This is a genomic window from Streptomyces violaceusniger Tu 4113, from assembly GCF_000147815.2.
GTDB lineage: Bacteria > Actinomycetota > Actinomycetes > Streptomycetales > Streptomycetaceae > Streptomyces > Streptomyces violaceusniger_A.
Genome location: NC_015957.1, coordinates 3046944 through 3072181 on the forward strand (window position 1 = coordinate 3046944; position 25238 = coordinate 3072181).

Consider the following 25238-nt stretch of genomic DNA (forward strand, 5'->3'; position numbering starts at 1 on the left):
GCTGATAGAGTGTGAGGCATACCGCGGCAGGTCAAGCGGGCGTTCAAGTACCGCTTTTACCCGACGGACGAGCAGGCGGCTGAGCTGTCGCGCACGTTCGGCTGTGTCCGCCTCGTGTACAACAAGGCGTTGGAGGAGCGCACGCGGGCCTGGTACGGCGAGCAGCGCCGCATCTCCTACGTGCAGTCCTCCGCCGCGCTGACGGAGTGGAAGAAGAGCGGGGAGCTGGCCTTCCTGGCGGAGGTGTCCTCGGTCCCGCTCCAGCAGGCGCTGCGCCATCTTCAGACGGCGTTCGGGAACTTCTTCGCCCAGCGTGCGAAGTACCCGCGCTACACGTCGCGGAAGACGTCGCGGGCGTCGGCCGAGTACACCCGCAGTGCCTTCACGTGGCGCGAGGGGCGCCTGACGCTGGCGAAGACGGCCGAGCCGCTGGACATCCGCTGGTCGCGTCCCCTCCCGGAGGGTGCCGAGCCCACGACGGTGACGGTGTCCCGCGACGCCGCCGGGCGCTGGTTCGTCTCGATGCTCGTCGAGGACACCATCGCCCCGGCCCCCGCCACGAGTGCGGCGGTCGGCCTGGACGCCGGGGTCACCTCCCTGGTGACCCTGTCCACCGGGGAGAAGATCGCCAACCCCCGGTATGAGCGCCGCGACCGGGCCCGCCTGGCGAAGGCGCAGCGGGAGCTGTCCCGGAAGGCGAAGGGCTCGGCGAACCGGGAGAAGGCCCGCCGCCGCGTCGCCAGGGTGCACGCGCGGATCGCTGACCGGCGCCGGGACTTCCTGCACAAGCTGACCACTCGGCTCGTCCGTGAGAACCAAACGGTCGTGATCGAGGACCTCACCGTCCGTAACCTGCTGAAGAACGGCCGCCTCGCGCGCGCCATCTCGGACGCGGCCTGGACGGACCTGCGCATGATGCTGGAGTACAAGTGCGCCTGGTACGGGCGTGAACTCCTGACGGTCGACCGCTGGTTCCCGTCCAGCAAGCTGTGCGGTAACTGCGGCACGGTCCGCGAGAAGCTGCCGCTGAACGTCCGCCAGTGGACGTGCGGCTGCGGCACCGTGCATGACCGCGACGTGAACGCGGCACGCAATATCCTGGCCGCCGGGCTGGCGGTGTCTGCCTGTGGAGACGGTGTGAGACCTCAACGGGAGTCCTCCCGGACGGGGCGGTCGTCGATGAAGCAGGAACCCCAGCGGGCGACCGCTGGAATCCCCCGCCTTTAAGCGGGGGAGGAAGTCAAGGCTTCCTCTCGGTCACAGCTCGAACGACTGGGTCACGGCTCGAATGTCTCGGGTCAGGGCGTGAACGTCTCGGTCACGGCTCGGACGTGTCGGTCATGGCTCGGACGTCTCGGTCACAGCTCGAAGGATTCATGGTGGATCCGGCGATCCGGAACGCCCGCCTCACGCAGCGCCCCGTACGCGTGCTCGGCCAGGCCCGGTGGGCCGCACAGATAGACGTCGTGGTCCGCGATGTCGGGGAGCAGATGGCCCAGCCGCTCCGCGGTGATCTCCGGCCGGGCGCCGTCCGGGCCGTTCACGGCGTACAGCAGCCGGGCTCCGCGCTCGGTCGCGATCTGCTTCAGCTCGCTCCACAGCGCCAGATCCCCGACGCTGCGGGCCCGGTACAGCAGGGTGAGGTCGCTGCCCTTGCCCGGCAGTGTCTCGAACAGCGCCCGGATCGGGGTGATCCCGGCCCCGCCCGCGATCATCAGCACCTTGCCCTGGCTGCGCCGCGCCGCGGTCATCGCGCCGTACGGCCCCTCCGCCCACACCCGCGTCCCCGGCTGCAGCGAGGCCAGCCCGGTGCTGTGGCCGCCCACCGCCTTCACCGTGATCCGCAGCAGCTCCGGCCGGGGCGGCGCGGAGAGCGAGTACGGATGGGAGCCCCAGCGCATGCCCGGCGCCAGGAACCGCCACCGGAAGAACTGCCCGGCCTGCGCCCCGAGCCGGTGCAGTTTGCGCCCCTTGATCAGCACCGACACCACCCCGGGCGCCTCGGGCACGACGGCCTCCACCCGCATCCGGTGCCGCAGATTCAGCCGCAGCGGCACCAGCAGCCGGTACCAGACCGCCAGCGCGGTGACCGTGCCGTACAGCGCGTACCAGGCGGTCTCCGCGGTCTTGTTCCCGACGAACTCCGCACCGGTCGCGAGCTGGTGCCAGAACGTCAGGAAGACCGCGGCGTAGGTGAGCAGATGCAGGTAGTACCAGACCTCGTACGGCATCCGGCGGCGCACCATCCCGGCCGAGATCAGCCCGATCACCACCAGGATCGCGGTGCCGACCGTCGCCTTGATCATGTCCGGGTAGTCCGTGACCACGGTCACGGACTGGTCGACGAAGCCGGTGCCGGCCTGCTCCGCGTATCCCGCGATGATCAGCCCGACATGCGCCACGATCAGGCACAGCGCGTACCGCCCGCTCATCGCGTGCCAGCGCGCCACCCGGTCCGACCCCACCCGCCGCTCCAGCGCCGGAACGCGCGCCATCTGCAGGACGACGAGGGCCAGGACGTAGCCGCCGAGCAGCCCGCTGAGCCGCCCGGCGTGGGTCAGCCACTGCGCGGTGCCCTCGACGTTCGGAGTGTTCTGCCACCACAGCGACAGCACCGCCGCCGCGCCCGCCCAGCTCAGCAGGATCAACGGCACGGCTGGCGAACGGCGAGGCTGGATGCGGCGCATGGCCTGCCGCCGCCCGGCCCGGCTGTTCAGTAGCGTCGTCACGCCTGTCCCCTTCCCTTGGGCTCCGGCGCAAGGGAATACGGCCGCGAACGCGGGATGACTCAAAGGCCGACGGGATTCACAGGTTTCGGTCGGGGTTCACAGGTTCGGGGCCGGAATCACAGGTTCCGGGAGTCACCGGCGGTGGCGGCGTACGGGCATCCGCAGGTCGCTCACCACCGGCAGATGGTCGGACGCCTCCGGGTCCGCCGTGACCACCTGGGCGGTGAGCGGGCCCAGGTCGCGGGAGGCGAGGTGGAAGTCGATACGGGCGTGCGGGTCGAGGGCGTCGTAGGTGAAGCCGTCGCCGCTGCCGGCCCGCGGCCATACGTCGTCGAGCGCGCCGGTCAGGATCCCGATCTCCGGGGTCTCGGGCGTGGCGTTCAGGTCACCGACCAGGACGGTGTGTTCGGGGGAGGACCCGAGGAGCTCGACGATCCGGGCTGCCTGTCGCTCGCGCTCCTTGTTGTCGTCGTGCTGCAGATGCGTCACGGCGAACTCGACGCAGGTGCCGCGCACATCCAGCGTGGCCTGGAGCAGGCCGCGCTGCTCATGGCCGGGGACGAGCGGAAGGTGGGTGTTGGTCCACGACCGGATCGGCCCGCGGGAGAGCACCGCGGTGCCGTACTGACGGCGCGGCCGCCCGGGCTCCTCCGGGTCCAAGTCGAGGTTGGCACCGAAGGCGTGCTGCATGCCCAGCCGCTCGGCGAGCCACGCGGGCTGGTCGACGAAGCCGCTGCGCTTCCAGTACCGGTCGACCTCCTGCAGGCCGATGACGTCCACCCGCAGGTCCTCGATCACCCGGGCGACGCGTTCCAGGTCCAGTACGTCGGCGGGGCCGGCGCCGTGGTGGATGTTGAACGTGGCCACGCGCAGCCGCCGCGGATCCGTGGCGGCTGCCGCCGCCCCGGAGGTCCCGGCGGCGGCCGCGGCGCCGAGGCCGGCCGCCACGGCGAGGAATCTGCGTCGACTGGGGGCAGTATTCAGGTGGTTCATGGCGGTCAGCGTGCGTTCCGGTTCCGAACGTCGTCCCACGACGCCATGAACGGCCCTGGGCGGGCGGGAGTCGTCGTCGCGTTCCACCTGCCAGGGAACCGCGAACGATGTCACCGATGGTCGAACTTGATCGGGTAGGACACCGTAGAGCGCGGTATGGGCTGCTTCTTGCTGCCCTTCCCGCTCTTGGTGCCTTTCCCGTCGTCCTTCTTCTTGTCGAAGTGGACCGGGTACCGGGCCGTCTGATGCGGATTCGGCGACTTGCCGTCGCGGGTGTTGCCGTCACCATGGTTGTTGATCACCATCACCCCCACCACGATCGCGCCGAGCACCATCATCTGCTTCTTCTGCACGGGCCCCGACTCCCCTTCGGTCCGCAGCTCTGTCTCCCCAGCACCGACCATGGTGACATCACCGCATCAGCCATACGAGTCGTCCGGCAGCGTGACAACCTCGTCGTCACGCGGGCCGGTTGCGCCGGGGGTGCCGGACCTCAGGTCCTGCGCTTGAAATCGCTCGTGGGGATGTCGACCGTGCTGCCATCCCTCAGATGAAGCGTGACGGTCTCGCCGTAGGCGTATTCGTCCCGGGATGCGTAGCTGTCGTCCTTCGGGCGTGTCAGCAGCGTGCACTGACCGATGAAGGGGTCGATGATCAGGTAGATCGGCACGCCGAAGTGTGCGTACTGTCGCACCTTGACCGCGTAATCGTTGCCGTCGTTTTTGGTGGAGACGATCTCGACGGCGGCCAGGATGTCCTCGTACGAGTAAGGCTCGACCGCGCCCTCCTCGAGGATCGTGACATCCGGTACGCGAGGGGGCTCTCCGGGGAACTGGATCAGTACGTCGGACAGCAGGCGGGACTTGTCGATTCCGGCAGCCATGGCGGCCATCTGGACGTCGAGGATGGTCCAGCTCTGAATGCTGCTCTGCGGCGTCATGACGATGTGGCCCCCCACGACCTCGATCTTGAAGCCCTCGAACTGTGCTGCGGCGCGCTCAGCCGTCTGCCGGAGGATGTCGTCCTGGACGCTCATGCTGGTTACCTCCCCTTTCGGGCACCTGATACCGGCATCGTAGTGCCGCTGCCCGACGCCCTCCCGCCCTCCGTTTTGACGAACCATGCGGTCCAGTGCATACTTATGCCTAAGCACGCATGGATCGTCAGTGGATCGTCAGGAGGCACCCGTGACCGAGCGCGTCGTACTCGCCTACTCGGGCGGCTTGGACACGTCCGTCGCCATCGGCTGGATCGCCGAGGAGACGGGTGCCGAGGTCATCGCCGTCGCCGTGGACGTCGGCCAGGGCGGGGAGGATCTGGACGTCATCCGCAAGCGCGCGCTCGCCTGCGGGGCCATCGAGGCGGAGGTCGCCGACGCGAAGGACGAGTTCGCCGAGGAGTACTGCCTTCCGGCGATCAAGGCCAACGCGCTGTACATGGACCGCTACCCGCTGGTGTCCGCGCTGTCCCGGCCGACGATCGTGAAGCACCTGGTCGCCGCCGCCCGCAAGCACGGCGCCGGGACCGTCGCCCACGGCTGCACCGGCAAGGGCAACGACCAGGTGCGGTTCGAGGCGGGCATCTCCTCCCTCGCACCCGATCTGACCTGCATCGCGCCGGTCCGGGACTATGCGATGACCCGGGACAGGGCGATCGCCTTCTGCGAGGCCGAGGGCCTGCCGATCGCGACCACCAAGAAGTCCCCGTACTCGATCGACCAGAACGTCTTCGGGCGGGCCGTGGAGACCGGCTTCCTGGAGGACATCTGGAACGCGCCGATCGAGGACGTGTACGAGTACACCGCCGACCCGGCCACCCCGCGTGAGGCCGACGAGGTGATCATCACCTTCGACAAGGGCGTCCCCGTCGCGATCGACGGCGAGCCGGTCACCGTGCTGCAGGCCATCCAGCGGCTCAACGAGCGGGCGGGTGCCCAGGGCGTCGGCCGGATCGACATGGTCGAGGACCGGCTGGTGGGGATCAAGTCGCGGGAGGTCTACGAGGCGCCCGGCGCCATCGCGCTGATCACCGCCCACCAGGAGCTGGAGGCCGTCACCGTCGAGCGCGAGCTGGCCCGCTACAAGCGGCAGGTCGAGCAGCGCTGGGGCGAGCTGGTCTACGACGGTCTGTGGTTCTCGCCGCTCAAGCGGGCGCTGGACGGCTTCATCGCCGAGGCGAACGAGCAGGTCTCCGGCGAGATCCGGATGACCCTGCACGGCGGCCGGGCCGTCGTCACCGGGCGGAAGTCGCAGGCGTCGCTCTACGACTTCAACCTGGCGACCTACGACAGCGGCGACACCTTCGACCAGTCGCTGTCCAAGGGCTTCATCGAGATCTTCGGGATGTCCAGCAAGATCGCCGCGAAGCGGGATCTGCAGCAGTAGCCTGCCTACCAGACGTAAGCCCGCGTACGAGACGTGCGAGACGTACGAGACGTGCGCGACCACATCGAAGCCGCCTCCCCGCCCCGCGGCGGGGAGGCGGTCGCACACCCCCTGGCCTGAGGAGCAACAGCGTGAGCAACGGCAACAGCGGCGACGTCCGGCTCTGGGGCGGCCGCTTCGCCGACGGCCCGTCCGAGGCACTGGAGAAGCTCAGCGCCTCCGTGCACTTCGACTGGCGCCTGGCGCCGTACGACATCGCCGGATCCCGCGCCCACGCCCGGGTGCTGCACACGGCGGGGCTGCTCACCGCCGATGAGCTGGAGCGGATGCTGGCGGGCCTGGACCGGCTGGAGGCCGATGTCGCCTCCGGCGACTTCACCGGCACCATCGCCGACGAGGACGTGCACACCGCGCTGGAGCGCGGGCTGCTGGAGCGGCTCGGCCCGGACCTCGGCGGCAAGCTGCGGGCCGGACGGTCCCGCAACGACCAGATCGCCACCCTCTTCCGGATGTATCTGCGCGACCACGCCCGGATCCTCGGTGGGCTGATCGCCGACCTCCAGCAGGCCCTGGTGGGGCTCGCGGAGGCGCACCCGGACGTCGCGATGCCCGGCCGTACGCATCTCCAGCACGCCCAGCCGGTGCTCTTCGCCCACCATGTCCTCGCCCATGTCCAGGCGCTGTCGCGGAACGCGGAGCGGCTGCGGCAGTGGGACGAGCGCACCGCCGTCTCGCCGTACGGCTCGGGCGCGCTGGCCGGATCCTCGCTGGGGCTCGACCCGCAGGCGGTCGCGGCCGACCTCGGCTTCGAGCGGGGCTCGTCCGCCAACTCGCTCGACGGCACGGCCTCCCGTGACTTCGTCGCCGAGTTCGCGTTCATCACCGCGATGATCGGCGTCGATCTGTCGCGGATCGCGGAGGAGATCATCCTCTGGAACACGAAGGAGTTCTCCTTCGTGACCCTCCACGACGCCTTCTCCACCGGCTCCTCGATCATGCCGCAGAAGAAGAACCCGGACATCGCGGAGCTCGCGCGCGGCAAGTCCGGCCGGCTGATCGGCAACCTCACCGGGCTGCTGGCCACGCTCAAGGCCCTGCCGCTCGCGTACAACCGCGACCTCCAGGAGGACAAGGAGCCGGTCTTCGACTCCTGCGATCAGCTCGAGGTGCTGCTCCCGGCCTTCACCGGGATGATGGCGACGCTGACCGTCCACCGCGAGCGCATGGAGGAGCTGGCCCCGGCCGGGTTCTCGCTGGCCACCGACATCGCGGAATGGCTGGTGCGGCAGGGCGTGCCGTTCCGGGTGGCGCACGAGGTCGCGGGGGAATGCGTCAAGGAGTGCGAGCTGACGGGCATCGAGCTCGACCAGCTCACCGACGAGCAGTTCGCCAAGATCTCCCCGCATCTGACGCCCGAGGTCCGCGGCGTCCTCAATGTGCCGGGCGCACTGGCCGCGCGCGACGGCCGCGGCGGCACCGCCCCCGTGGCGGTGCGGGCCCAGCTCGCGGAGGTCAAGGAGGATCTGGCCGCTCAGTACGCATGGGCGGGCGCCAAGCGCTGAACATCAGCTCATAGCGCTGAACATCAGCTCATAAGGGAGAGGTGGGGACCAAGCCATGGGTTTCGAACGACTCGCGAAGATCGCGACCCCCGGGGCGGGGGCGGCCCGGATCGGGCTCGGCCTGGCCGCGGTCGGCCGCCCCGCCTATATCAACCTCGGCCGGGACCGGGACCTCCCGGCCGAGCGCCCGGTCGAGGTGATGCGGCAGCGCAGCCAGGAGCTGCTGGACGCCGCGTACGCCGCCGGGGTGCGCTATCTGGACGCGGCGCGCTCGTACGGCCGGGCCGAGGAGTTCCTCGCCGGCTGGCTGCGCGACCGCCCCGATGCCGCGCGGAACGTGGTGGTCGGCTCCAAGTGGGGCTATACGTACGTCGCCGACTGGCGTACCGACGCCGAGACGCACGAGGTCAAGGACCATGGCGTCCGGACCTTCGAGCGGCAGCGCGGGCTGACCGACGCGCTGCTCGGCGACCGGCTGGACCTGTACCAGATCCACTCGGTGACCCCCGACAGCCCCGCCCTCACCGACCGCGAACTGCAGGCGCGGCTGGCGGAGCTGGCCGCCGAGGGGGTCACGGTCGGCGTGTCCACCAGCGGTCCGCGCCAGGCCGAGGCGATCCGCGCGGCGCTCGCCGTGGAGGTCGAAGGGCGCCCGCTCTTCCGTACCGTCCAGTCCACCTACAACCTGCTGGAGCCCTCGGCCGGGGCGGCGCTGGCCGAGGCCCATGCGGCGGGCCGGGCGGTCATCGTCAAGGAAGCCGTGGCCAACGGCCGGCTCACCGAGGCGGCCGAGCGGCTTCCGGCGGCCCTGCGCCAGGTGGCCGAGGAGACGGGCGCGACTCCGGACGCCGTCGCGCTGGCCGCGGTCCTGCACCGCCCCTGGGTGACCGTCGTCCTCTCCGGCGCCGCCACCACGGCCCAACTGCGCTCGAATCTGGCCGCCGCCGACCTCCGCCTGGACGAGCGCCGGCTCACCGAGCTGGAGCGGCTGGCCGAAACTCCGGAGACCTACTGGCACCACCGCTCCGAGCTGCCCTGGTCCTGACGGATCCTGACGGATCCGGGCAGCTCAGAGCGCGCTCAGGAACGAACGGACCGCGCGGGCGTACGGCCGAGGCGCGTCGTCGTGGATCCAGTGACCGCACCCGGCGAATTCGCGGAGCCTCGTGTTGGGGCGGCGGGCGGCCATCTCGTGGGCGTGGCCCGGCGGCAGCAGCGAGCTGTGCTCGCCGCGCATCAGCAGCGCGGGGCAGGAGGAGCCCAGCCAGTCGTCCCAGAAGTCACCGCACATGGCCTGCTGGGACGCCATCATATGGCTGGGCTCGAACAGCAGCCGCCAGCCGCCGGTTTGGGGGTCCCGTTCGGCGCTGTCGAGGAAGTACGAGGCGTCCGGGATGCCCCGGGACTCGATGTCGGAGCGCAGCTTCTCCCGGTCCACGGCCCAGGTCGGCCACCCCGAGACGTCGAGCACCGGATGGCTGACCACCGGACGGTCCGTCACCGCGCCGATGTCCTCGACGACGAGCGCGCTCACCAGGTCCGGATGGCGGGCGGCCAGGGCGTACGCGCCGACCGCGCCGGTGGAGTGGGCGACGACCGGGACCGGGCCCAGGTGCAGCTCCCGCAGCAGCGCGGCGGCATCGGCCACGTACTCGTCCAGCGTGAACGGGCCACCGCCACCGGTCAGCCCGTGCCCCCGCTGATCGAGGGCGATCACCCGCCGCTCGGGGGCGAGGGCGGCGGCCAGGGGCGCGTACATCCTGCCCCGGCCGAAGTGGCCGTGCAGGGCCAGCACCGGGTCGCCCGGTCCGCCGAAATCGGTCAGGGCGAATCGCCGACCGCGCAGCGTCAGGAAGTCGGGGGAGGGCACGGTCACTGTGGTCACCCGCGGCACCATAGTGCCCGGGCCCGGTGGTGACCAGCGGGTAGCGGAATCAGATCTTCCGCCACGATGCCGACGGGCGACGCCGACCGGAGCCGACAGCTCGCCGTGCCCGGCGGGTTGGCCGGAACTCCAGGCGACAGCGGTTCCGCCGGAGCGGAGACGGCGGATTCGCCCGAACGTGCGAGGGCGGCGGCTCGCCGGGGCGGCGGGACGGCGGCCGGGCCGAACGTGAGGCGGCGGTTTCGCCGGAAGGTGCGGCGACGGCGGTCCGCATCAACGTGCAGCCACGGCGGCGCGCCCGAACGCGTAAAGGCCGGGCCGTCACCCGCGGTGAGCCGACGACCCGCGACGGGCGGGCCGTGCCGCTCGCCGCTCGACAGAGCCTTGGCGATTCGCCCGAAACGTCAGGCGGCCGCCTTCGCCTTCGCCTTCGTGGCGTAGATGTCCACGTACTCCTGACCCGACAGCCGCATCACGTGGCTCATCACCTCGTCGGTCACGGCCCGCAGCACATAGCGGTCGCGGTCCATGCCCTCGTAGCGGGTGAACTCCAGCGGCTCGCCGAAGCGGACCCGCACCCGGCCCGGCCGCGGCAGCCCCTTGCCGCCCGGCTGGATCCGGTCGGTCCCGATCATCGCGAACGGCACCACGGGCGCGCCGGTCATCAGCGCGAGGCGGGCGATACCGGTACGGCCGCGGTAGAGGCGGCCGTCGGGGGAGCGGGTGCCCTCGGGGTAGATGCCGAAGACCCGGCCCTCCTCCAGCACCCGGCGCCCTGTCATCAGCGCCGCGACACCGCCGCGTCCGCCGTCCCGGTCCACCGGGATCATGCCGACACCGGTGAAGAACCAGGCCATCAGCCGGCCCTTGACGCCCTTGCCCGTGACGTACTCGTCCTTGCCGATGAAGAAGACCTGACGGTCACAGACCAGCGGCAGGATCATCGAATCGATGAAGGTGAGATGGTTTCCGGCGAGGATCACCGGGCCCGAGCCCGGAATGCCCTCGGCCCCCTCGACCCGTGGGCGGAACATCAGGCGCATCAGCGGACCGAGTACTGCCTTCAGAAACGCGAATCGGGACACGGGTCCTCCGGTCGGGGTCAAGGTCTGGGACGCACCGTTGTACGGTCCGTCAACCTCGTACCGCACCGGAGCGCCGATGAGGACGATACTCGCCGGTTGCGCCCCGGCGCACACCAGGTTCACCCACCTGGTACGCAGTGTTGACCCGCGTTCCCTCCGCGTTTCGTCCGATGTCTCCCGCAGGAAAGCCGCCCACGCCTACCATCAGCCCATCTTCTGACTGGATTTGACAGGTGTTGAACACCACATCAAGGAGTGCAGATGGAGCGGGAGCAACAGCCCGGACGGCGCGCCCTTCTGGGGGCCGCGGCCCTCGGTGCGGGAGCGGTGGCGCTGAGCGGTGCGGGCACGGCGACGGCCGCGGGCACGCAGCCGGCGCCGGGCGCGGCGGCTGCCGCGGGGACGTCCGGCCGGGGCCATGAGCTGCCGGTTCCCACCGTGATCGGCCACCGTGGCGCCAGCGGCTACCGGCCCGAGCACACCCTCGGCTCCTACCAGCTCGCCCTCGACATGGGCGCGGACATCGTCGAGCAGGACCTGGTCCCCACCAAGGACGGCCATCTGGTCTGCCGCCACGAGAACGACATCACGGCCACCACGGATGTCTCCGCGCACCCGGAGTTCGCCGACCGCAAGACCACCAAGACGGTCGACGGCACCAAGCTCACCGGCTGGTTCACCGAGGACTTCACCCTCGCCGAGCTGAAGACGCTGCGCGCCAAGGAGCGCATCCCGGGCAACCGTCAGCGCAACACCCTCTACGACGGCCGCTGGGAGGTGCCCACCTTCGAAGAGGTGCTCCAGTGGGCCGAGCGCGAGGGCCGCAGGCGCGGCCGCCGGGTGTGGCTGTACGTGGAGACCAAGCACCCCACCTACTTCCGCAAGCTGGGCCTGGGCCTCGAGGAGCCGCTGGCCAAGCTGCTGCGCCGGTACGGCCGCCACAAGAAGGACGCGGCGCTGTTCCTCCAGTCCTTCGAGCCGAGCAGCATCCAGCGGCTGCGCAAGCTGGTCGGCACCCCGTCCGTCGTGCTGCTGTCCACCCTCGACAGCCGGCCCTGGGACTTCGTCGAGGCGAACGACCCGCGTACGGTCGCGGACCTGGTCAAGCCCGAGGGGCTCAAGTGGATCGCGAGCTACGCCCAGGGCATCGGCCCCGATTTGTCGGTCATCATCCCCCGGACGCCGGACGGCAAGCTGGGCACGCCGACCAGCGTGGTGAAGGACGCGCACGCGGCGGGGCTGATCCTGCACCCGTACACGATGCGCAACGAGAACACCTTCCTCCCGGCGGACTTCCGCCGCGGCACCGACCCCAACGCCTACGGTGACGCTTTCGGGGCGTTCAAGGCATACTTCGCGACCGGAATTGACGGCATCTTCTCCGACAACGCGGACACCGCCCTCCTCGCGGCGGCGGACTTCCGTAAGTAGTCCGCACCCAGGGGGTGGGTGACGGCGGGGCGGCGCGAGCGTCAAGGCGCGGCCCCGCCGCTTCCCCGGTCGGGTGAGACCACCGTCACCCGGCAACCACCGCACGACCCGGCCTCGTCCCGCCCGGCATGGACCTTGTGAAGCAACTGGGCCCGCTGCTGGCCGCCGAAGCGGCGGCCGAGGCATACGGCGTCGGCGTCGAGCCCGCCGAACTCGAACAGGCCGTCTGGCTACGGCTGCTGGAGCGCACCCGGGACACCGGACCGCCGCCCCACCCCGCCCGCTGGCTGCGCCGCGCCGTACGGGCCGAGGTGCGCGGGGCAAGGCGCCGGGCGCGCCGCGAGGTGCCGTACGACCCGATGGCCGGCGGCCCGCTCAGCGGCCCCGAGCCCCACCCCGCCGAACACGCCGTACTGACCGCGGAGACCCGCCGGACGCTGCGCGCGGTGGTGCGGCGGCTGCCCGGCCGCTGCCCCGCGCTGCTCGCGGCGATGCTCTCCCGCTCCGACCTCACGTACCGCGAGATCGCGCACCAGTTGGGAATGTCACAGGGCAGTCTGGGCCCGGTACGTTCCCGATGTCTGGCTTGCCTGCGCAGAATGCTCATGGCGGAGGTTGCGGCTCCTGAACCATGGGGAAAGGAGCGATAGACAACCGGCGCCTCGGAGGCGGACGCCCACCATGCGGCGCCTCCACCCAGGCCATGAACCCTCGGTCGCATTCCTACCCTCACCGCGGCCGGGGGACTGAGAATAGGGGAGGCATGCGCACATGGGCATGAGCGTGACCATCTCCGCGGCGACCGCGGACGACGCCGAGCAGATCCTGAAGCTGCAATATCTGTGCTACCAGGGCGAGGCGGAGCTCTACGGCGACTACTCGATCGAACCGCTGACGCAGTCGCTCGACGACCTGCGCGCCGAACTGAGCGGGGGCTGCGTGCTCGTCGCCCGGCTCGGCGCGGAGGTCGTCGGCTCGGTCCGCGGAGTCGTCGACGACAAGGGGACCGCCGCCATCGGCAAGCTGATCGTCCACCCGCGGATGCAGCGGCACGGCCTGGGCGGACGGCTGCTCGCGGCCATCGAGGAGCGGCTGACCGAGGACCGGGCCGCCAAGCGGTACCGGCTGTTCACCGGCCATCGCAGCGAGGGCAATCTGCGGCTGTACCGCCGCTACGGCTACGCCCAGGTGGGCACCGAGGAGGTCAACCGCCGGCTGAGCCTGGTGACCCTGGAGAAGGACGCCACGGCCACCGCGTACGCGGCCAGCGCGTAGGCGGTGGCCTGACGCGCCCGGTCGCCGGGCGGGCCGGACTGCCGGCCCGCCCGGCAACCGGGGGCCGCGCTCAGGGGCGGAGCCCCGGCAGGCCTGCGGCGTCGGTCAGGCCGGCGGCCTCGGTCAGGCCCGCGCCGCCGTACCCGGTGCGCCCCGGCGGGCCTTGCGCAGCCACAGCAGGCCCGTGACCGGCAGGAAGATCGGGATGAACAGATAGCCCATCCCGTAGTCGGACCACACCGTCTGGTCGGGGAAGGCCGAGGGGTCGGCAAGGGTCCAGGTCCCCACGGTCAGCACCCCCGCCAGCTCCGCCGCACAGCAGACCATCGCCGCCTTGCGCGCGCCCTCGCCGCCGCGCACCAGCGAGACCGTGATGAACGCGTACACCACGGCGGAGACCGCCGAGAGGATGTAGGCGAGCGGGGCCTCCCGGTACTGGGCGATCAACTGGTAGATCGAGCGGGACGCGGCGGCCACGGTGAAGACCCCGTAGAGCAGCACCAGCAGCCGCCCGGGGCCCTGCCCCAGTCCCGTGCGCGCGCCCGTTTCCGTCTCTCCGGCCGTCGTCCCGGCCGCCGAGTCCTCGGCCACCGAGGCCTCCCGTGCTTCCCGTGTCTGCCGTGCCTCCGGTGAATCAGCCACCGATGCCTCCCCAGATGTCGTACAGCCGCACCTCGAGCACGGCCAGCACCACGGCCGCCGCGGAGACCGTCGCCGACCCCCAGCGGGTCCGCTCCGTGAGCGACATGAACGCCGCGACCGGCACCGCCAGCGCCGAACCGATGAGGTAGGCCACGAAGATGGCCACCCCCTGCTGCGGGTCGGCACCGCCCGCTAGCCGCACCACTCCTATGACCAACTGCACGATCGCCAGCAGCGCCACCACGGCCATGCCGATGAAGTGCCAGTCCTTGGTCGGCTGGTCCCGGTAGGCGGCGAAGCCGCACCACGCGGCGAGGAGGAGCGCGGTCACACCGAGCGCGACCGTCAGCGCGTCGATCAACGGGACCTCCGCGCGGTGCGGCGGCGCACCCGACTGCGGCGCACACAGGGAGTGACAAGCATGGGACGAGGGTAATCGGCCCGCCCGGCCGCGCTGCGCTCGGCCCCGCGCCCGAGGGCGTCCGCGACCCCCCACGTACGCTGCGGCTCATGAAGATCTCCGCTGACGCGCTGTTGTTCGACAACGACGGAACCCTCGTCTCCTCCCTGGACTCGGTGCATCGCTGCTGGACCCGCTGGGCCGAGGAGCAGGGGATTCCGGCGGAGGACTTCGCCCGGGTCGAGCTGCACGGCCGCCCGGCCGACGACATCATCGCCGATCTGCTCCCCGCCGACCGTGCCCCGCGGGCCCGGGCGCGCATCGACGAGCTGGAGCTGGAGGACGTACCGGGCGGGGTGAAGCTGCTCCCCGGCACCGCCGAATTGCTGGCGGGGCTGCCCGCCGCGCGCTGGGCCGTGGTGACCTCCGCCAACCGCCCGCTGGCCGAGGCCCGCCTGGCCGAGGTGGCGATACGCCCGGGGACCCTGATCACCTCCGACGACATCACCCGCGGCAAGCCCGACCCCGAGCCCTTCCTGCTGGCGGCCGAGCGGCTCGGAGTCGACCCGGCACGCTGTGTGGTCTTCGAGGACGCCCCGGCCGGGCTCGCGGCGGGCCGCGCGGCCGGGATGCGGACCGTGGCATTGACCACAACGACCGCCCGCGAGGAGCTGGTCGCCGACATCGTGGTCGAGGACCTGTCGGCCGTGTCCGCACGGCTCCTCGACGGGGGCGTGGAGATCACCTGCCGGGTCTGAACCGGACCCGGCGCCCCCTCCCACTGTCCACGGACCGGTCAAGGACGTCCGCTATACGGACATGCTTGATGGGTCCGTACGCGTGTCTGGTTTACTTGCAGCCATGACCACGACGAGCTGCCGCATCCCTGCGACCGAGGCGAACCCCACGCCCGGTGCTCGTTGTCGGTGTCGAATGTGTGACTGCTGAGGGCCCCTGCCCGAGCCTCGCGCCCCGAAGCGAGACCGGCTGAGCCGGACCCGTGCGCCCAGCGCGCCGGGCCGCGCCGCCCCGCGTCACCGGAACCCGAAACGCGCCCACACATCGCGCGTCTCCTCGGGTCCGCCCTGCCGCGTTCGGAAAATGAACGAGCCGTGCCCGGCGGCACCAACCGCCATGCACTCAACAGTGACGGAAACCCTGTGATCACCACCACGGACCTGACCAAGGTCTACCGCTCACGAGGCCGCGAGGTCACCGCCCTCGACGGCGTCGATCTGCATGTCCGCGAGGGTGAGGTGTACGGCGTCGTCGGCCAGAGCGGCGCCGGGAAGTCCACCCTCATCCGCTGCGTCAACCTTCTGGAGCGCCCCACCTCCGGCACGGTCACCGTGGCCGGCCAGGACCTGACCGCACTCGCCGGGCGCCGCCAGAGCGCCGGCTCCGCGCTGCGCCAGGCCCGCAGCCGTATCGGCATGGTGTTCCAGCACTTCAACCTGGTCTCCTCGCGCACCGTGCGGGACAACGTCGAGCTGCCCCTGGAGATCCTCGGCGTCTCCGGCAAGGAGCGCACCCGCAAGGCCCTGGAGCTGCTGGAGCTGGTGAGCCTCAGCGACAAGGCCAAGGCGTACCCCGCGCAGCTCTCCGGTGGCCAGAAGCAGCGCGTCGGCATCGCCCGCGCGCTCGCCGGTGACCCCAAGGTGCTGCTCTCGGACGAGGCGACCTCCGCGCTCGACCCCGAGACCACCCGCTCGATCCTGCAACTGCTGCGCGACCTCAATGAGCAGCTCGGCCTGACCGTGCTGCTCATCACGCACGAGATGGACGTCGTCAAGACGATCTGCGACTCGGCCGCGCTGATGCGCGACGGCCGCATCGTGGAGTCCGGCCAGGTCAGCGAGTTGCTGGCGACGCCCGGCTCCGAGCTGGCCCAGGAGCTCTTCCCGGTCGGCGGGGTGCCCTCGGGCGAGGACCGTACGGTCGTGGACGTCACCTTCCAGGGCGAGGCGGCCACCAAGCCGGTCATCTCCCAGCTCTCCCGTACGTACAACATCGACATCTCGATCCTGGGCGCCGCGATGGACACCGTCGGCGGCCACCAGGTCGGCCGGATGCGGATCGAGCTGCCCGGCCGGTTCGAGGAGAACGTCGTCCCGATCGGCTTCCTGCGGGAGCAGGGCCTGCAGGTCGATGTGGCGGCCATCGCCGACGGCCCGCGCGCGAACCCGACCCCGCTGCTCAAGGAGGGCGCCAAGTGACCTGGTCCGAGATGGAGCCCCTGCTGGAGCAGGCCTGTTGGGACACCCTCTACATGGTCGGCTGGTCGGCGGTGATCGCCGTCGTCGGCGGACTGCCGCTCGGTGTGCTGCTGGTCCTCACCGACCGCGGCGGAGTGCTGCAGAACGTCGTGGTGAACAAGGTCGTCGGGCAGATCGTCAACGTCGCCCGCTCGATGCCGTTCATCATCCTGATGGTCGCCCTGATCTCCTTCACCCGCGCGATCGTGGGCACCACCATCGGCCCCGAGGCCGCGATCGTGCCCCTGGCCATCGGCGCCATCCCCTTCTACGCCCGGCTCGTGGAGACCTCGGTGCGCGAGGTGGACGGCGGGCTGGTCGAGGCCGTGCAGTCGATGGGCGGCTCCACCTGGGCCGTCGTCCGCAAGGTGCTGCTGCCCGAGTCGCTGCCCGCGCTGATCTCCAGCGCCACCACCACGATCGTCGCGCTCATCGGCTACTCCGCGATGGCCGGCACGGTCGGCGCCGGTGGCCTCGGTGACCTGGCGGTCCGCTACGGCTATCTGCGGTTCGAGACCAAGCTGATGTGGATCACCGTCGTCATCCTCGCGGTGGTCATCTCCGTCATCCAGTTCGCGGGCGATCTCGCCGCCCGCGGCCTGTCGCACCGCGGCCGCTCCTCGGTCGCCCCGCGGCTGGTGCTGCTGCGCGGCGGCGCGTCCCGGGCCGGGAAGCCCGCTCCGGCCCCGGAGCCGCAGGCCGCGCCCGCCGAGATCGAGTCCGTGGAGCCGACCAAGGTCCCCTGAGCCCCCACCCGCCTCCGTACCCCCCGTATCACCCGCCCGTCATTCCGCTTCCGCACCCGCGGCGGATTCGTGCGCCCTCGAAGAAAGGCACTTTTCGTGCGTAACACCACCAAGACCGTCACCACCGTCCTCGCCGCCGGCGCGCTCGCCCTCGGCGCCGCCGCCTGCAGTCCCTCGTCCTCCAACGACAAGAACGGCGCGCTGGTCGTCGCCGCGAGCCCGGTCCCGCACGCGGAGATACTCAACTACGTCAAGGACCACCTGGCCGACAAGGCGGGCCTCAAGCTGGAGGTCCGGGAGTTCACCGACTACAACACGCCGAACCTCTCCACCCAGGACGGCTCGGTCGGCGCCAACTACTTCCAGAACCAGCCGTTCCTGGACGACTTCAACAAGAAGAAGGGCACCGACATCGTGCCCGTCGTCACCGTGCACCTCGAGCCGCTCGGCCTCTACTCGCACAAGGTGAAGAAGGCCGGCGAGCTCAAGAAGGGCGCCACCGTGGCCGTCCCGAGCGACACGGTCAACGAGGCCCGCGCGCTGAAGCTGCTGGACGCGAACGGGGTCATCAAGCTCAAGAGCGGCGTCGGCAACGAGGCCACCCCCAAGGACATCGTCACCAACCCCAAGGGCCTGAAGTTCAAGGAACTGGAGGCCGCCCAGCTCCCGCGGTCGCTCGACGACGTGGACGCCGCGGTCGTCAACGGCAACTACGCCATCGAGGCGCACCTCAAGCCCGCCAAGGACGCCATCCTCCTCGAGTCGCCCAAGAACAACCCGTACGCCAACTTCCTGGCCGTGAAGAAGGGCAACGAGGACGACCCGCGCGTCAAGAAGCTGGCCAAGCTCCTCACCTCCCCCGAGGTGAAGAAGTACATCAAGGACCAGTACCAGGGCTCCGTGCTGGCGTCCTTCTGATTTCGCGGCGCACCGCGACACCACCGCGACACCACCGCAACGATCGCGCCAACCTTCCCGCCCACCGGCGGATCCCCAGGGCTCCGCATCCGGACCACAACCGGATGCGGGGCCTTCCGATTCACCCCCCGTGCTGCGTTCTCCCTGCGTGATGCTGCATGCTGGGCCTCTCTACGGCCCTGAAACGACCCCCGGTTACGGAGCGGCGCATGACCACCTTCCCGGACATCTCCATCAGCACGGAACGGCTGGTGCTGCGCCCGTTCGAGGAAGCGGACATACCCGCGCTCGCGGACATGATGAACGACGAAAGCATCATCGCCTGGACCCGGGCGCCCAATCCGTACAGCCCCTCCGACGCCCGCGACCAGGCGCTGCGGCTCGCCCCGGCGGAACGGACCACCGGTCGGGGAATCGTCTTCGCGGTCGCCGAATTCCTCACCCAGCGGCTGGTCGGCATCGTGCATCTGACCCATACCGACTGGAGATTGCTGGCCACCGAGGCCAGCTATGTCGTCGCCCCCTGGGCGCGCGGTGAGGGCTATGCCTCGGAGGCCGTGCTGGCCGTGGCCCGCTGGCTGTTCCAGGACCAGAAGTTCGAGCGCCTGGAGCTGCGCACCGCCGCCGGCAACACCGCCGCCCAGCAGGTCGCCCAGAAGGTCGGCTGTATCAGCGAGGGCGTGTTGCGCCACGCCTGGATAGCCCGCACCCAGACGGAGGACGGCGGCTGGACCGATATGCGCACCGACCTCATCGTCTGGAGTCTGCTCGCCGAGGACCTCGACGGCACCCCCGACCGGATCTCCGGGCCCGAGGGCTTCGGCGTCTATCCCACCTACTCCGACTGGGGCTGACGCCCCACCGCGCCCTGGCCGGGGCGGAGATCCGGCGCATTCGCGCCGCCCGCGCCCCCGGCGCACCACCCTCGCGCCCGCCCCCGCTCCGGCGGCCCGGACCAGCCGGGGTACTCTTCGTCCGCGCCGAACACCCGCGCCTCGGCCGCATCCGGGACCGCGCCCCGCACATCCGCGGCGCACCGGCCGCGACCCGCCCGTGAACCCTCACAGGCACACCACGCGACCCACCGCGACGCACCGACAGACCCGACCCGCCACACATAGGGGAGAACAAGGACGATGGCCGACCGCGTCACGGTGATCGGTTGGGACGGCACCCCGCTCACGGACGCGGCCCGCTCCGCCCTCGCGGCGGCCACCCTCGCGGCCGGCGCCGCCCACCACCTGGCGCTGCCCGAAGTCCCGCCCGGCGCCGAACGGATCCGGCTCGGCAGCGTGGACCTCGCGGCCCGCAGGATCGCCCAGCACCGCGGCTCCGCCGTGGTCCTGGCCGACGGCGACCCCGGCTTCTTCGGCGTCGTCCGCGCCCTGCGCGCCCCCGAGCACGGACTCGAGGTCGAGGTCGTCCCCGCCGTCTCCTCCGTCGCCGCCGCCTTCGCCCGGGCCGGAATGCCCTGGGACGACGCCCAGGTCGTCGTCGCCCACAGCCGCGACCTGCGCCGCGCGGTCAACGTCTGCCGCGCCCACACCAAGGTCGCCGTCCTCACCTCGCCCGGCGCCGGCCCCGCCGAACTCGCACTGCTGCTCGGCCCCGTGCACCGCACCTTCGTCATCTGCGAGGCGCTGGGCACCGAACGCGAGCAGGTCACCGTCCTGACCTCCGACAAGGCCGCCGACCACGCCTGGCGCGACCCCAACGTCGTCATCGTCATCGGCGGCTCCGGCATAACTCCCGTCCGCGGCGGCCCGGCGGCCGGTGCCGCCCGCGGCGCGCTGCAGAGCGGCGGCTGGATCGCCGGACGCGACCCCGGCTACCCGGGCACCGTCCGCGGCTGGGCGCTGCCCGGCCCCGCGTACGGGACCGCGCTGGGCGAGAGCGAGTCCCCGCAACTGCGCGCCCTCCAACTCGCCCGTATCGGCCCCCGCCCGGGCGACCTGGTCTGGGACATCGGAGCGGGCAGCGGCGCGGCGGCCGTCGAGACCGCCGGGTTCGGCGCCGCCGTCATCACCGTCGACCGCGACCCGGACGCCTGCGAGCGCACCGACACCCTGGCCCGCCGCTTCGGCGTACAGCTCCAGGTCGTCCAGGGCGTCGCCCCCGAGGTGCTGGAGGACCTGCCGGAGCCGGATGCGGTGCGGATCGGCGGTGGGGGCGCGTCCGTCGTCGCCGCGTGCGCCGCGCGCCGCCCCGAGCGCATCGTCACCCACGCCGCGACCCGAGACGAGGCGGAGGCCATCGGCCAGGCGCTGGAGGACGGCGGCTACGCCGTCGAATGCGTGCTGCTGCAGTCCGTCGAGTTGGACACGCGGGGCTGGACCGAACGGGAGCGCGCGGTCGCCTTCATGCTCTGCGGCCACCGCCCGCACCAGTGATTTTGTCCTTGTGACGTTCGCCCCGAGCTTCGCCCCGGTGACCTGCCCCGGGCACCGCCCGGGGTAGGCTGGCGGATCGTTGTACTGCCTGTACCGCTGCCCGGCGTTCGGCGCTTTATTGGCCAAAGGCCGGAAAATGCCCCTTCCTTGAAGGGGTGGCGGTAGGCAAGCCTCGGGCGTGTCTACGTGCCGCGCACGGCGCATGCTCGTTCTTGCTCAGGGGGCTTGCTCTCGGCGGTAGGCGGTTGGAAGGAGCACTAACGATGGGCGAGGGGTACGCATGACCGACACCGGCCAGGTCCCGGGAGAGGGACTGCCGGAGAACGCAGGCGGACGACTCGGACATCCGCACCCGGCGGATGTCCATGCCCCGCCTGCCGACGCCGGTTACATCGAACAGCCGCATCCCGGTGTCCCTCCCGGCGCCGCCTACACCTTCCTCGACGGGCCCGAACACGTCGGGGAGGAGGACGATCTGCTGCTGATGCCGGGCGCCCAGGGCGCCTGGAGCGAGCAGCAGGCCCAGTACCAGACCGGGGCGTACGAGGCGGGTGTGCTCGACCCCGGCGCCGCCGCGTACGCCGAGACCCAGATGCCCGAGCCGCAGCCCGTGGCGGAGCAGCCCGTACCGCAGTCGGCCCCCGCCCAGGCCGCGTACGCGGCGCCCGCCGCCCCCGCCCGGCGGCCGCTCCACATGGGCCCGCCGGTGCCCGACACCTCCAACGGCGTGGTGCGTTCGCTCGCCGACCGGGGCCCGGCCGCGGGCCGGCACGCCGCGCCCGTACGCCAGCCGGAGCCCGAGCCGCAGGCCGTACCGGAGCCGCAGGTGCCGCACCAGGTCGGGACCCAGCCCGAGTACGGGGCGGGGCCGCAGCAGGGCGTTCCGGCGCCTGAGCAGGGCGGGATGGCGGAGCAGCAGTTCGCCGGGCCCGAGCACTTTGCCGGGCCCGAGCAGCAGTTCGCGGAGTCCGAGCAGTTTGCCGAGTCAGAGCAGTTCGCCGGGCCCGAGCACTTTGCCGGGCCCGAGCAGCAGTTCGCCGAGTCCGAGCAGTTTGCCGTTCCTGAGCAGTTCGCCGAGTCCGAGCAGTTCGCCACGCCTGAGCAGTTTGCCGCGCCCGAGCAGTTCGTCGTTCCCGATCAGCCGGTCATGCTCGAGCAGCCGCTGGCGGCCGACTACTCCACCGCGCCCCAGTACGCCGCCGGGCCGCAGTACTTCACCCCGCAGCCCGACGACCTGAGTCGGCTCCCCGGGCCCCAGCTCGCGGACCTCCCGCAGATGGTCGACGCCCCGCAGCCGGGGGACGCCTGGGACTCCACGCCGCCTGCGCAGCAGGCCGCGCAGGCCGCCGCGCCCGCTCCCGCTACCGCGGAGACGGCCGGTACGGCCGAGGAGCCTCAGGTCGCGGAGGGGCCCGAAGCGGAGCCCGCTCCCGAGCAGTTCGTCCAGCCCGAGGCGATGGCGCCGGAGGCACAGCCGGTCGCGATGGACCAGGCGTACGGGGACCCGGCGGTCGCGGACCCGCACCGGCTGGGCGCGGGCGCGACCATCCCGGCCCAGGCCGGGGAGCCCGTCATGGAGCCCGCCCCAGAGGCCGCCGTGGCCGAGGAGCAGGTCGTCGACATCCCGGCCCAGGCGAAGGCCGAGCCCGTCACCGAACATCCCGACGCCCAGCCCGCTCCCGCCCCGGTCGCGGAGGCCGTACCGGAGATCCCGGCGCAGCTCGCCCATGAGCCGGTCACGGCCGAGGAGCCGTACGCCCCCGCCGCCGAGGAACTCCCGGATCAGCCCGCCGAAACGGTGGAGCAGGCCGCCGTGGACCCGGCGCTCTCGATAGTGGCCGACGAGGCGCCTCAGCCCGAGGAGCCCGCCGCAGAGGAACCGGTCGCTGCCGAGACGCCTCAGCAGGAGGCGCCCGTCGAGCCGGAGGCCGAGGCCGCGCCCGAAGCGGAGGTCGTACCGGAGGCGGAGGCAGCGACGCCGGCGGAGCCCGCCGAGATGCCTGAGCAGGCGGCGGCCGAGCCGGAGCCCGAGCCGGAGCCCGAGCCCGAGATGATCGCCGAGGCGGAGACCGTGGCCGAGGCCGACGCTGAGGAGCAGTCCCCGGAGGAGCGGGCTCCCGAGGCCGAAGCGGTGGACACCCCGGAGGCCGAGGCTACCGAGAGCGAAGCCGCTGAGGCGGAGGCACCCGAGACCGCAGAGGCCGAGGCGGCGCCCGCCGAGCCGGATGCGGAAGCGGCGCCCGAGGCAGCGCCGGAGGCAGCGCCCGAGGCCGCAGCCGAAGCCACCGAGCCCACGGCGGAGCCCGAGGCGGAGGCGGAAGCCCAGCCCACCGAGCCCGAGGCCACGACGCCCGAGACGGCACCCGAAGCCGAAGCCACGGAGCCCGTGACCACCGAGCAGGAAGCCACGGAGCCCGAGACCACCGAGCAGGAAGCCACGGAGCCGCAGGCCGGTACCGCTGAGGCCGATAGCCCGGAAGCCGCCGAGCCCGCAGCCGCCGAGCCCGAGACCGGCGCGACCGAAACCCCCGAGCCCGAGGCCGGGACCGCCGAACCGGAGCCCACGGACCCGGAAGCCGTCGAGCCCACAGCCACGGACGACCCCGAGGCGACCACCTCCGAGCCGGAGCCCGAGCCACAAATGGATCCCGAAACGGCCACCGACCCCCTGGCGGAAGCGGCCCAGGAATCCACACCGGAGCCCGGGACCGACGCCGACGCCGACACCGAGATCGAGCCCGAGCCGATCCCCATCCCCATCGGCCCCCGCGCCGAGGGGTACGACGAGGCCGAGCGCGCCGCCGTCCACCGTGTGATGCGCGAGCGCCGGGACATCCGTAACGGCTTCCGGTCCGACCCCATCCCGCATGAGGTGCTGCTGCGCGTCCTCGAAGCCGCGCACACCGCGCCCAGCGTGGGCCACTCCCAGCCATGGGACTTCGTCGTCATCCGCTCGGCGGAGACCCGGCGCGCCATGCATGAGCTGGCCATGCGCCAGCGGGACGCGTACGCCAAGTCCCTCCCCAAGGGCCGGGCCAAGCAGTTCAAGGAACTGAAGATCGAGGCCATCCTCGAGACCCCGGTCAACATCGTCGTCACCGCCGACCCCACCCGCGGTGGCCGCCACACCCTCGGCCGGCACACCCAGCCGCAGATGGCGCCGTACTCCTCCGCGCTCGCGGTGGAGAACCTGTGGCTCGCCGCCCGCGCCGAGGGCCTCGGCGTCGGCTGGGTCAGCTTCTTCGACGAGCGCGAGATGGTGCGGGAGCTCGGGCTGCCCGACCATCTGGAGATCGTGGCGTATCTGTGCGTCGGGTATGTCGACGAGTTCCCGCAGGAGCCGGAGCTGATGAAGGCCGGGTGGTCCAAGCGCCGCCCGCTGTCCTGGGTCGTCCACGAGGAGACGTACGGCCGCCGCGCCTTGCCAGGCGGCGATCCGCACAATCTGCTCCAGGAGACCCTGCGGGGCATCCGCCCGCTGGACGCCAAGGCGCTCGGCGAGGCGTGGGAGCGGCAGAAGCGGATGACCAAGCCGTCCGGTGCGCTCGGCATGCTGGAGATCATCTCCGCCCAGTTGAGCGGGCTGTCCCGGCAGTGCCCGCCGCCGATCCCGGAGCCCGCGGCCGTCGCGATCTTCGCGGGCGACCACGGGGTGCACGCCCAGGGCGTCACCGCCTGGCCGCAGGAGGTCACCAGCCAGATGGTGGCCAATTTCCTGGGCGGCGGCGCGGTCTGCAACGCCTTCGCCGCCCAGGTGGGCGCCGAGGTGTGCGTCGTGGACGTCGGGGTGGCGAGCGATCTGCCCAGCACCCCCGGGCTGCTGCCGCGCAAGGTGCGGGCCGGCACCGGAGACTTCACCGTCGGCCCCGCGCTCACCCGCGAGGAGGTGCTGCGCGCCATCGAGGTGGGCATCGAGACGGCCCGCGATCTGGTGGCCGCCGGGAACAAGGCGCTGCTCAGCGGAGAGATGGGGATCGCCAACACCACCGTGTCGGCCGCCCTGGTCTCCATCTACACCGGCGCCGACCCCGCCGAGGTGACCGGGCGCGGCACGGGCATCAACGACGAGATGCACGCGCGCAAGATCGATGTCGTACGGCGCGGTCTCGAGCTGCACCAGCCCGATCCGGCCGACCCCATCGGCGTCCTGTCGGCGATCGGCGGCCTGGAGCACGCCGCGATCACCGGGCTGCTGCTGGGCGGCGCCTCGCTGCGTACGCCCGTGATCCTGGACGGGGTGAGCGCGGGCGCCGCCGCGCTGGTCGCCCGGGCCATCGCGCCCGAGGTGCTGGCGGCCTGCATCGCGGGCCACCGCAGCGCCGAACCGGGCCATGTGGCGGCCCTGAACAAGCTGGGCCTGCGCCCTCTGGTGGACCTGGATCTGCGGCTCGGCGAGGGCACCGGGGCGCTGCTCGCCCTCCCGGTGGTGCAGAGCGCCGCACGGGCGATGCACGAGGTGGCCACGTTCGACTCCGCAGGGGTCACGGAGAAAAACTGATGCGCGCCCCCGCCGCGTAGGGTGTCGGCGGGGGCTCCGCACCAG

Annotated in this window: 22 protein-coding genes; 14 read left to right on the forward strand and 8 right to left on the reverse strand. The window is 71.7% G+C overall.

From position 1 onward, the window contains the following. The first annotated feature begins 18 nt into the window (after window positions 1-18). Complete coding sequence (locus STRVI_RS13240; RefSeq protein WP_014056155.1) at window positions 19-1227, forward strand: RNA-guided endonuclease InsQ/TnpB family protein; 1209 nt, start codon at window positions 19-21, stop codon at window positions 1225-1227. Between the two features lie 131 nt (window positions 1228-1358). On the opposite strand, the gene STRVI_RS13245 is transcribed toward STRVI_RS13240, so the two are convergent. The 4 genes from STRVI_RS13245 to STRVI_RS13260 all read right to left on the reverse strand — a co-directional run bounded on the left by STRVI_RS13245 (window position 1359) and on the right by STRVI_RS13260 (window position 4758). Continuing rightward, a complete protein-coding gene (locus tag STRVI_RS13245; protein WP_050993939.1) occupies window positions 1359-2687 on the reverse strand; it encodes a ferredoxin reductase family protein in 1329 nt (442 codons plus the stop codon). Between the two features lie 174 nt (window positions 2688-2861). Beyond that, the gene (locus STRVI_RS13250; protein ID WP_014056157.1) at window positions 2862-3722 is read right to left on the reverse strand and encodes an endonuclease/exonuclease/phosphatase family protein; all 861 of its coding nucleotides are present in this window, start codon (window positions 3720-3722) and stop codon (window positions 2862-2864) included. A gap of 110 nt (window positions 3723-3832) precedes the next feature. Then, window positions 3833-4075: a hypothetical protein gene (locus STRVI_RS13255; RefSeq protein ID WP_014056158.1), complete on the reverse strand. Its 243-nt coding sequence runs from the start codon at window positions 4073-4075 to the stop codon at window positions 3833-3835. A gap of 140 nt (window positions 4076-4215) precedes the next feature. Beyond that, complete coding sequence (locus tag STRVI_RS13260; RefSeq protein WP_014056159.1) at window positions 4216-4758, reverse strand: Uma2 family endonuclease; 543 nt, start codon at window positions 4756-4758, stop codon at window positions 4216-4218. A gap of 151 nt (window positions 4759-4909) precedes the next feature. On the opposite strand from STRVI_RS13260, the gene STRVI_RS13265 reads away from it, so the two are divergent. The 3 genes from STRVI_RS13265 to STRVI_RS13275 all read left to right on the forward strand — a co-directional run bounded on the left by STRVI_RS13265 (window position 4910) and on the right by STRVI_RS13275 (window position 8713). Continuing rightward, window positions 4910-6106 (forward strand): argininosuccinate synthase, encoded by a 1197-nt coding sequence (locus STRVI_RS13265; protein WP_014056160.1) that lies wholly within the window; start codon window positions 4910-4912, stop codon window positions 6104-6106. 131 nt (window positions 6107-6237) lie between these two features. After that, a complete protein-coding gene (gene argH / locus STRVI_RS13270; RefSeq protein WP_014056161.1) occupies window positions 6238-7668 on the forward strand; it encodes an argininosuccinate lyase in 1431 nt (476 codons plus the stop codon). A gap of 55 nt (window positions 7669-7723) precedes the next feature. Beyond that, window positions 7724-8713, forward strand: coding sequence for an aldo/keto reductase (locus STRVI_RS13275; protein ID WP_014056162.1), 990 nt, complete (start codon window positions 7724-7726; stop codon window positions 8711-8713). 24 nt (window positions 8714-8737) lie between these two features. On the opposite strand, the gene STRVI_RS13280 is transcribed toward STRVI_RS13275, so the two are convergent. Beyond that, a complete protein-coding gene (locus tag STRVI_RS13280) occupies window positions 8738-9565 on the reverse strand; it encodes an alpha/beta fold hydrolase (protein ID WP_014056163.1) in 828 nt (275 codons plus the stop codon). A gap of 392 nt (window positions 9566-9957) precedes the next feature. Continuing rightward, window positions 9958-10596, reverse strand: a complete 639-nt coding sequence (locus tag STRVI_RS13285; protein WP_251982891.1) for a lysophospholipid acyltransferase family protein — start codon at window positions 10594-10596, stop codon at window positions 9958-9960. A gap of 303 nt (window positions 10597-10899) precedes the next feature. Here STRVI_RS13285 and STRVI_RS13290 point away from each other — a divergent pair, with 303 nt between their 5' ends. The 3 genes from STRVI_RS13290 (at window position 10900) to STRVI_RS13300 (ending at window position 13344) form a co-directional block, all read left to right on the forward strand. Beyond that, window positions 10900-12069 carry a glycerophosphodiester phosphodiesterase gene (locus STRVI_RS13290; RefSeq protein WP_014056166.1) on the forward strand — a complete coding sequence of 390 codons (1170 nt, stop codon included), beginning with the start codon at window positions 10900-10902 and terminating at the stop codon, window positions 12067-12069. 128 nt (window positions 12070-12197) lie between these two features. After that, entirely contained in the window at window positions 12198-12719 is a 522-nt protein-coding gene (locus tag STRVI_RS13295) for a sigma-70 family RNA polymerase sigma factor (RefSeq protein ID WP_014056167.1), read from the forward strand. 121 nt (window positions 12720-12840) lie between these two features. Then, window positions 12841-13344, forward strand: coding sequence for a GNAT family N-acetyltransferase (locus STRVI_RS13300; RefSeq protein WP_014056168.1), 504 nt, complete (start codon window positions 12841-12843; stop codon window positions 13342-13344). A gap of 123 nt (window positions 13345-13467) precedes the next feature. On the opposite strand, the gene STRVI_RS13305 is transcribed toward STRVI_RS13300, so the two are convergent. Together STRVI_RS13305 and STRVI_RS13310 are read right to left on the reverse strand one after the other, a co-directional pair. Next, on the reverse strand, window positions 13468-13935 hold the full coding sequence (locus STRVI_RS13305; RefSeq protein ID WP_014056169.1) for a hypothetical protein: 468 nt from the start codon (window positions 13933-13935) through the stop codon (window positions 13468-13470). A gap of 43 nt (window positions 13936-13978) precedes the next feature. Then, window positions 13979-14347 carry a hypothetical protein gene (locus STRVI_RS13310; RefSeq protein ID WP_014056170.1) on the reverse strand — a complete coding sequence of 123 codons (369 nt, stop codon included), beginning with the start codon at window positions 14345-14347 and terminating at the stop codon, window positions 13979-13981. Between the two features lie 149 nt (window positions 14348-14496). Between STRVI_RS13310 and STRVI_RS13315 the strand changes: the two genes are divergently transcribed. From STRVI_RS13315 to cobT, 7 genes are all read left to right on the forward strand, one after another. Next, on the forward strand, window positions 14497-15144 hold the full coding sequence (locus tag STRVI_RS13315; RefSeq protein WP_014056171.1) for an HAD-IA family hydrolase: 648 nt from the start codon (window positions 14497-14499) through the stop codon (window positions 15142-15144). A 402-nt stretch (window positions 15145-15546) separates the two neighbouring features. Then, window positions 15547-16602, forward strand: a complete 1056-nt coding sequence (locus STRVI_RS13320; protein WP_014056172.1) for a methionine ABC transporter ATP-binding protein — start codon at window positions 15547-15549, stop codon at window positions 16600-16602. After that, entirely contained in the window at window positions 16599-17387 is a 789-nt protein-coding gene (locus STRVI_RS13325; protein ID WP_014056173.1) for a methionine ABC transporter permease, read from the forward strand. The genes STRVI_RS13320 and STRVI_RS13325 overlap by 4 nt, the downstream gene beginning before the upstream one ends. Before the next feature lie 96 nt (window positions 17388-17483). After that, complete coding sequence (locus STRVI_RS13330) at window positions 17484-18305, forward strand: MetQ/NlpA family ABC transporter substrate-binding protein (RefSeq protein ID WP_014056174.1); 822 nt, start codon at window positions 17484-17486, stop codon at window positions 18303-18305. A gap of 209 nt (window positions 18306-18514) precedes the next feature. Next, window positions 18515-19159: a GNAT family N-acetyltransferase gene (locus STRVI_RS13335; protein WP_014056175.1), complete on the forward strand. Its 645-nt coding sequence runs from the start codon at window positions 18515-18517 to the stop codon at window positions 19157-19159. 282 nt (window positions 19160-19441) lie between these two features. Next, complete coding sequence (cbiE, locus tag STRVI_RS13340) at window positions 19442-20695, forward strand: precorrin-6y C5,15-methyltransferase (decarboxylating) subunit CbiE (RefSeq protein ID WP_014056176.1); 1254 nt, start codon at window positions 19442-19444, stop codon at window positions 20693-20695. Between the two features lie 280 nt (window positions 20696-20975). Then, window positions 20976-25193, forward strand: a complete 4218-nt coding sequence (cobT, locus tag STRVI_RS13345) for a nicotinate-nucleotide--dimethylbenzimidazole phosphoribosyltransferase (RefSeq protein ID WP_014056177.1) — start codon at window positions 20976-20978, stop codon at window positions 25191-25193. The last annotated feature ends 45 nt before the right edge of the window (window positions 25194-25238 follow it).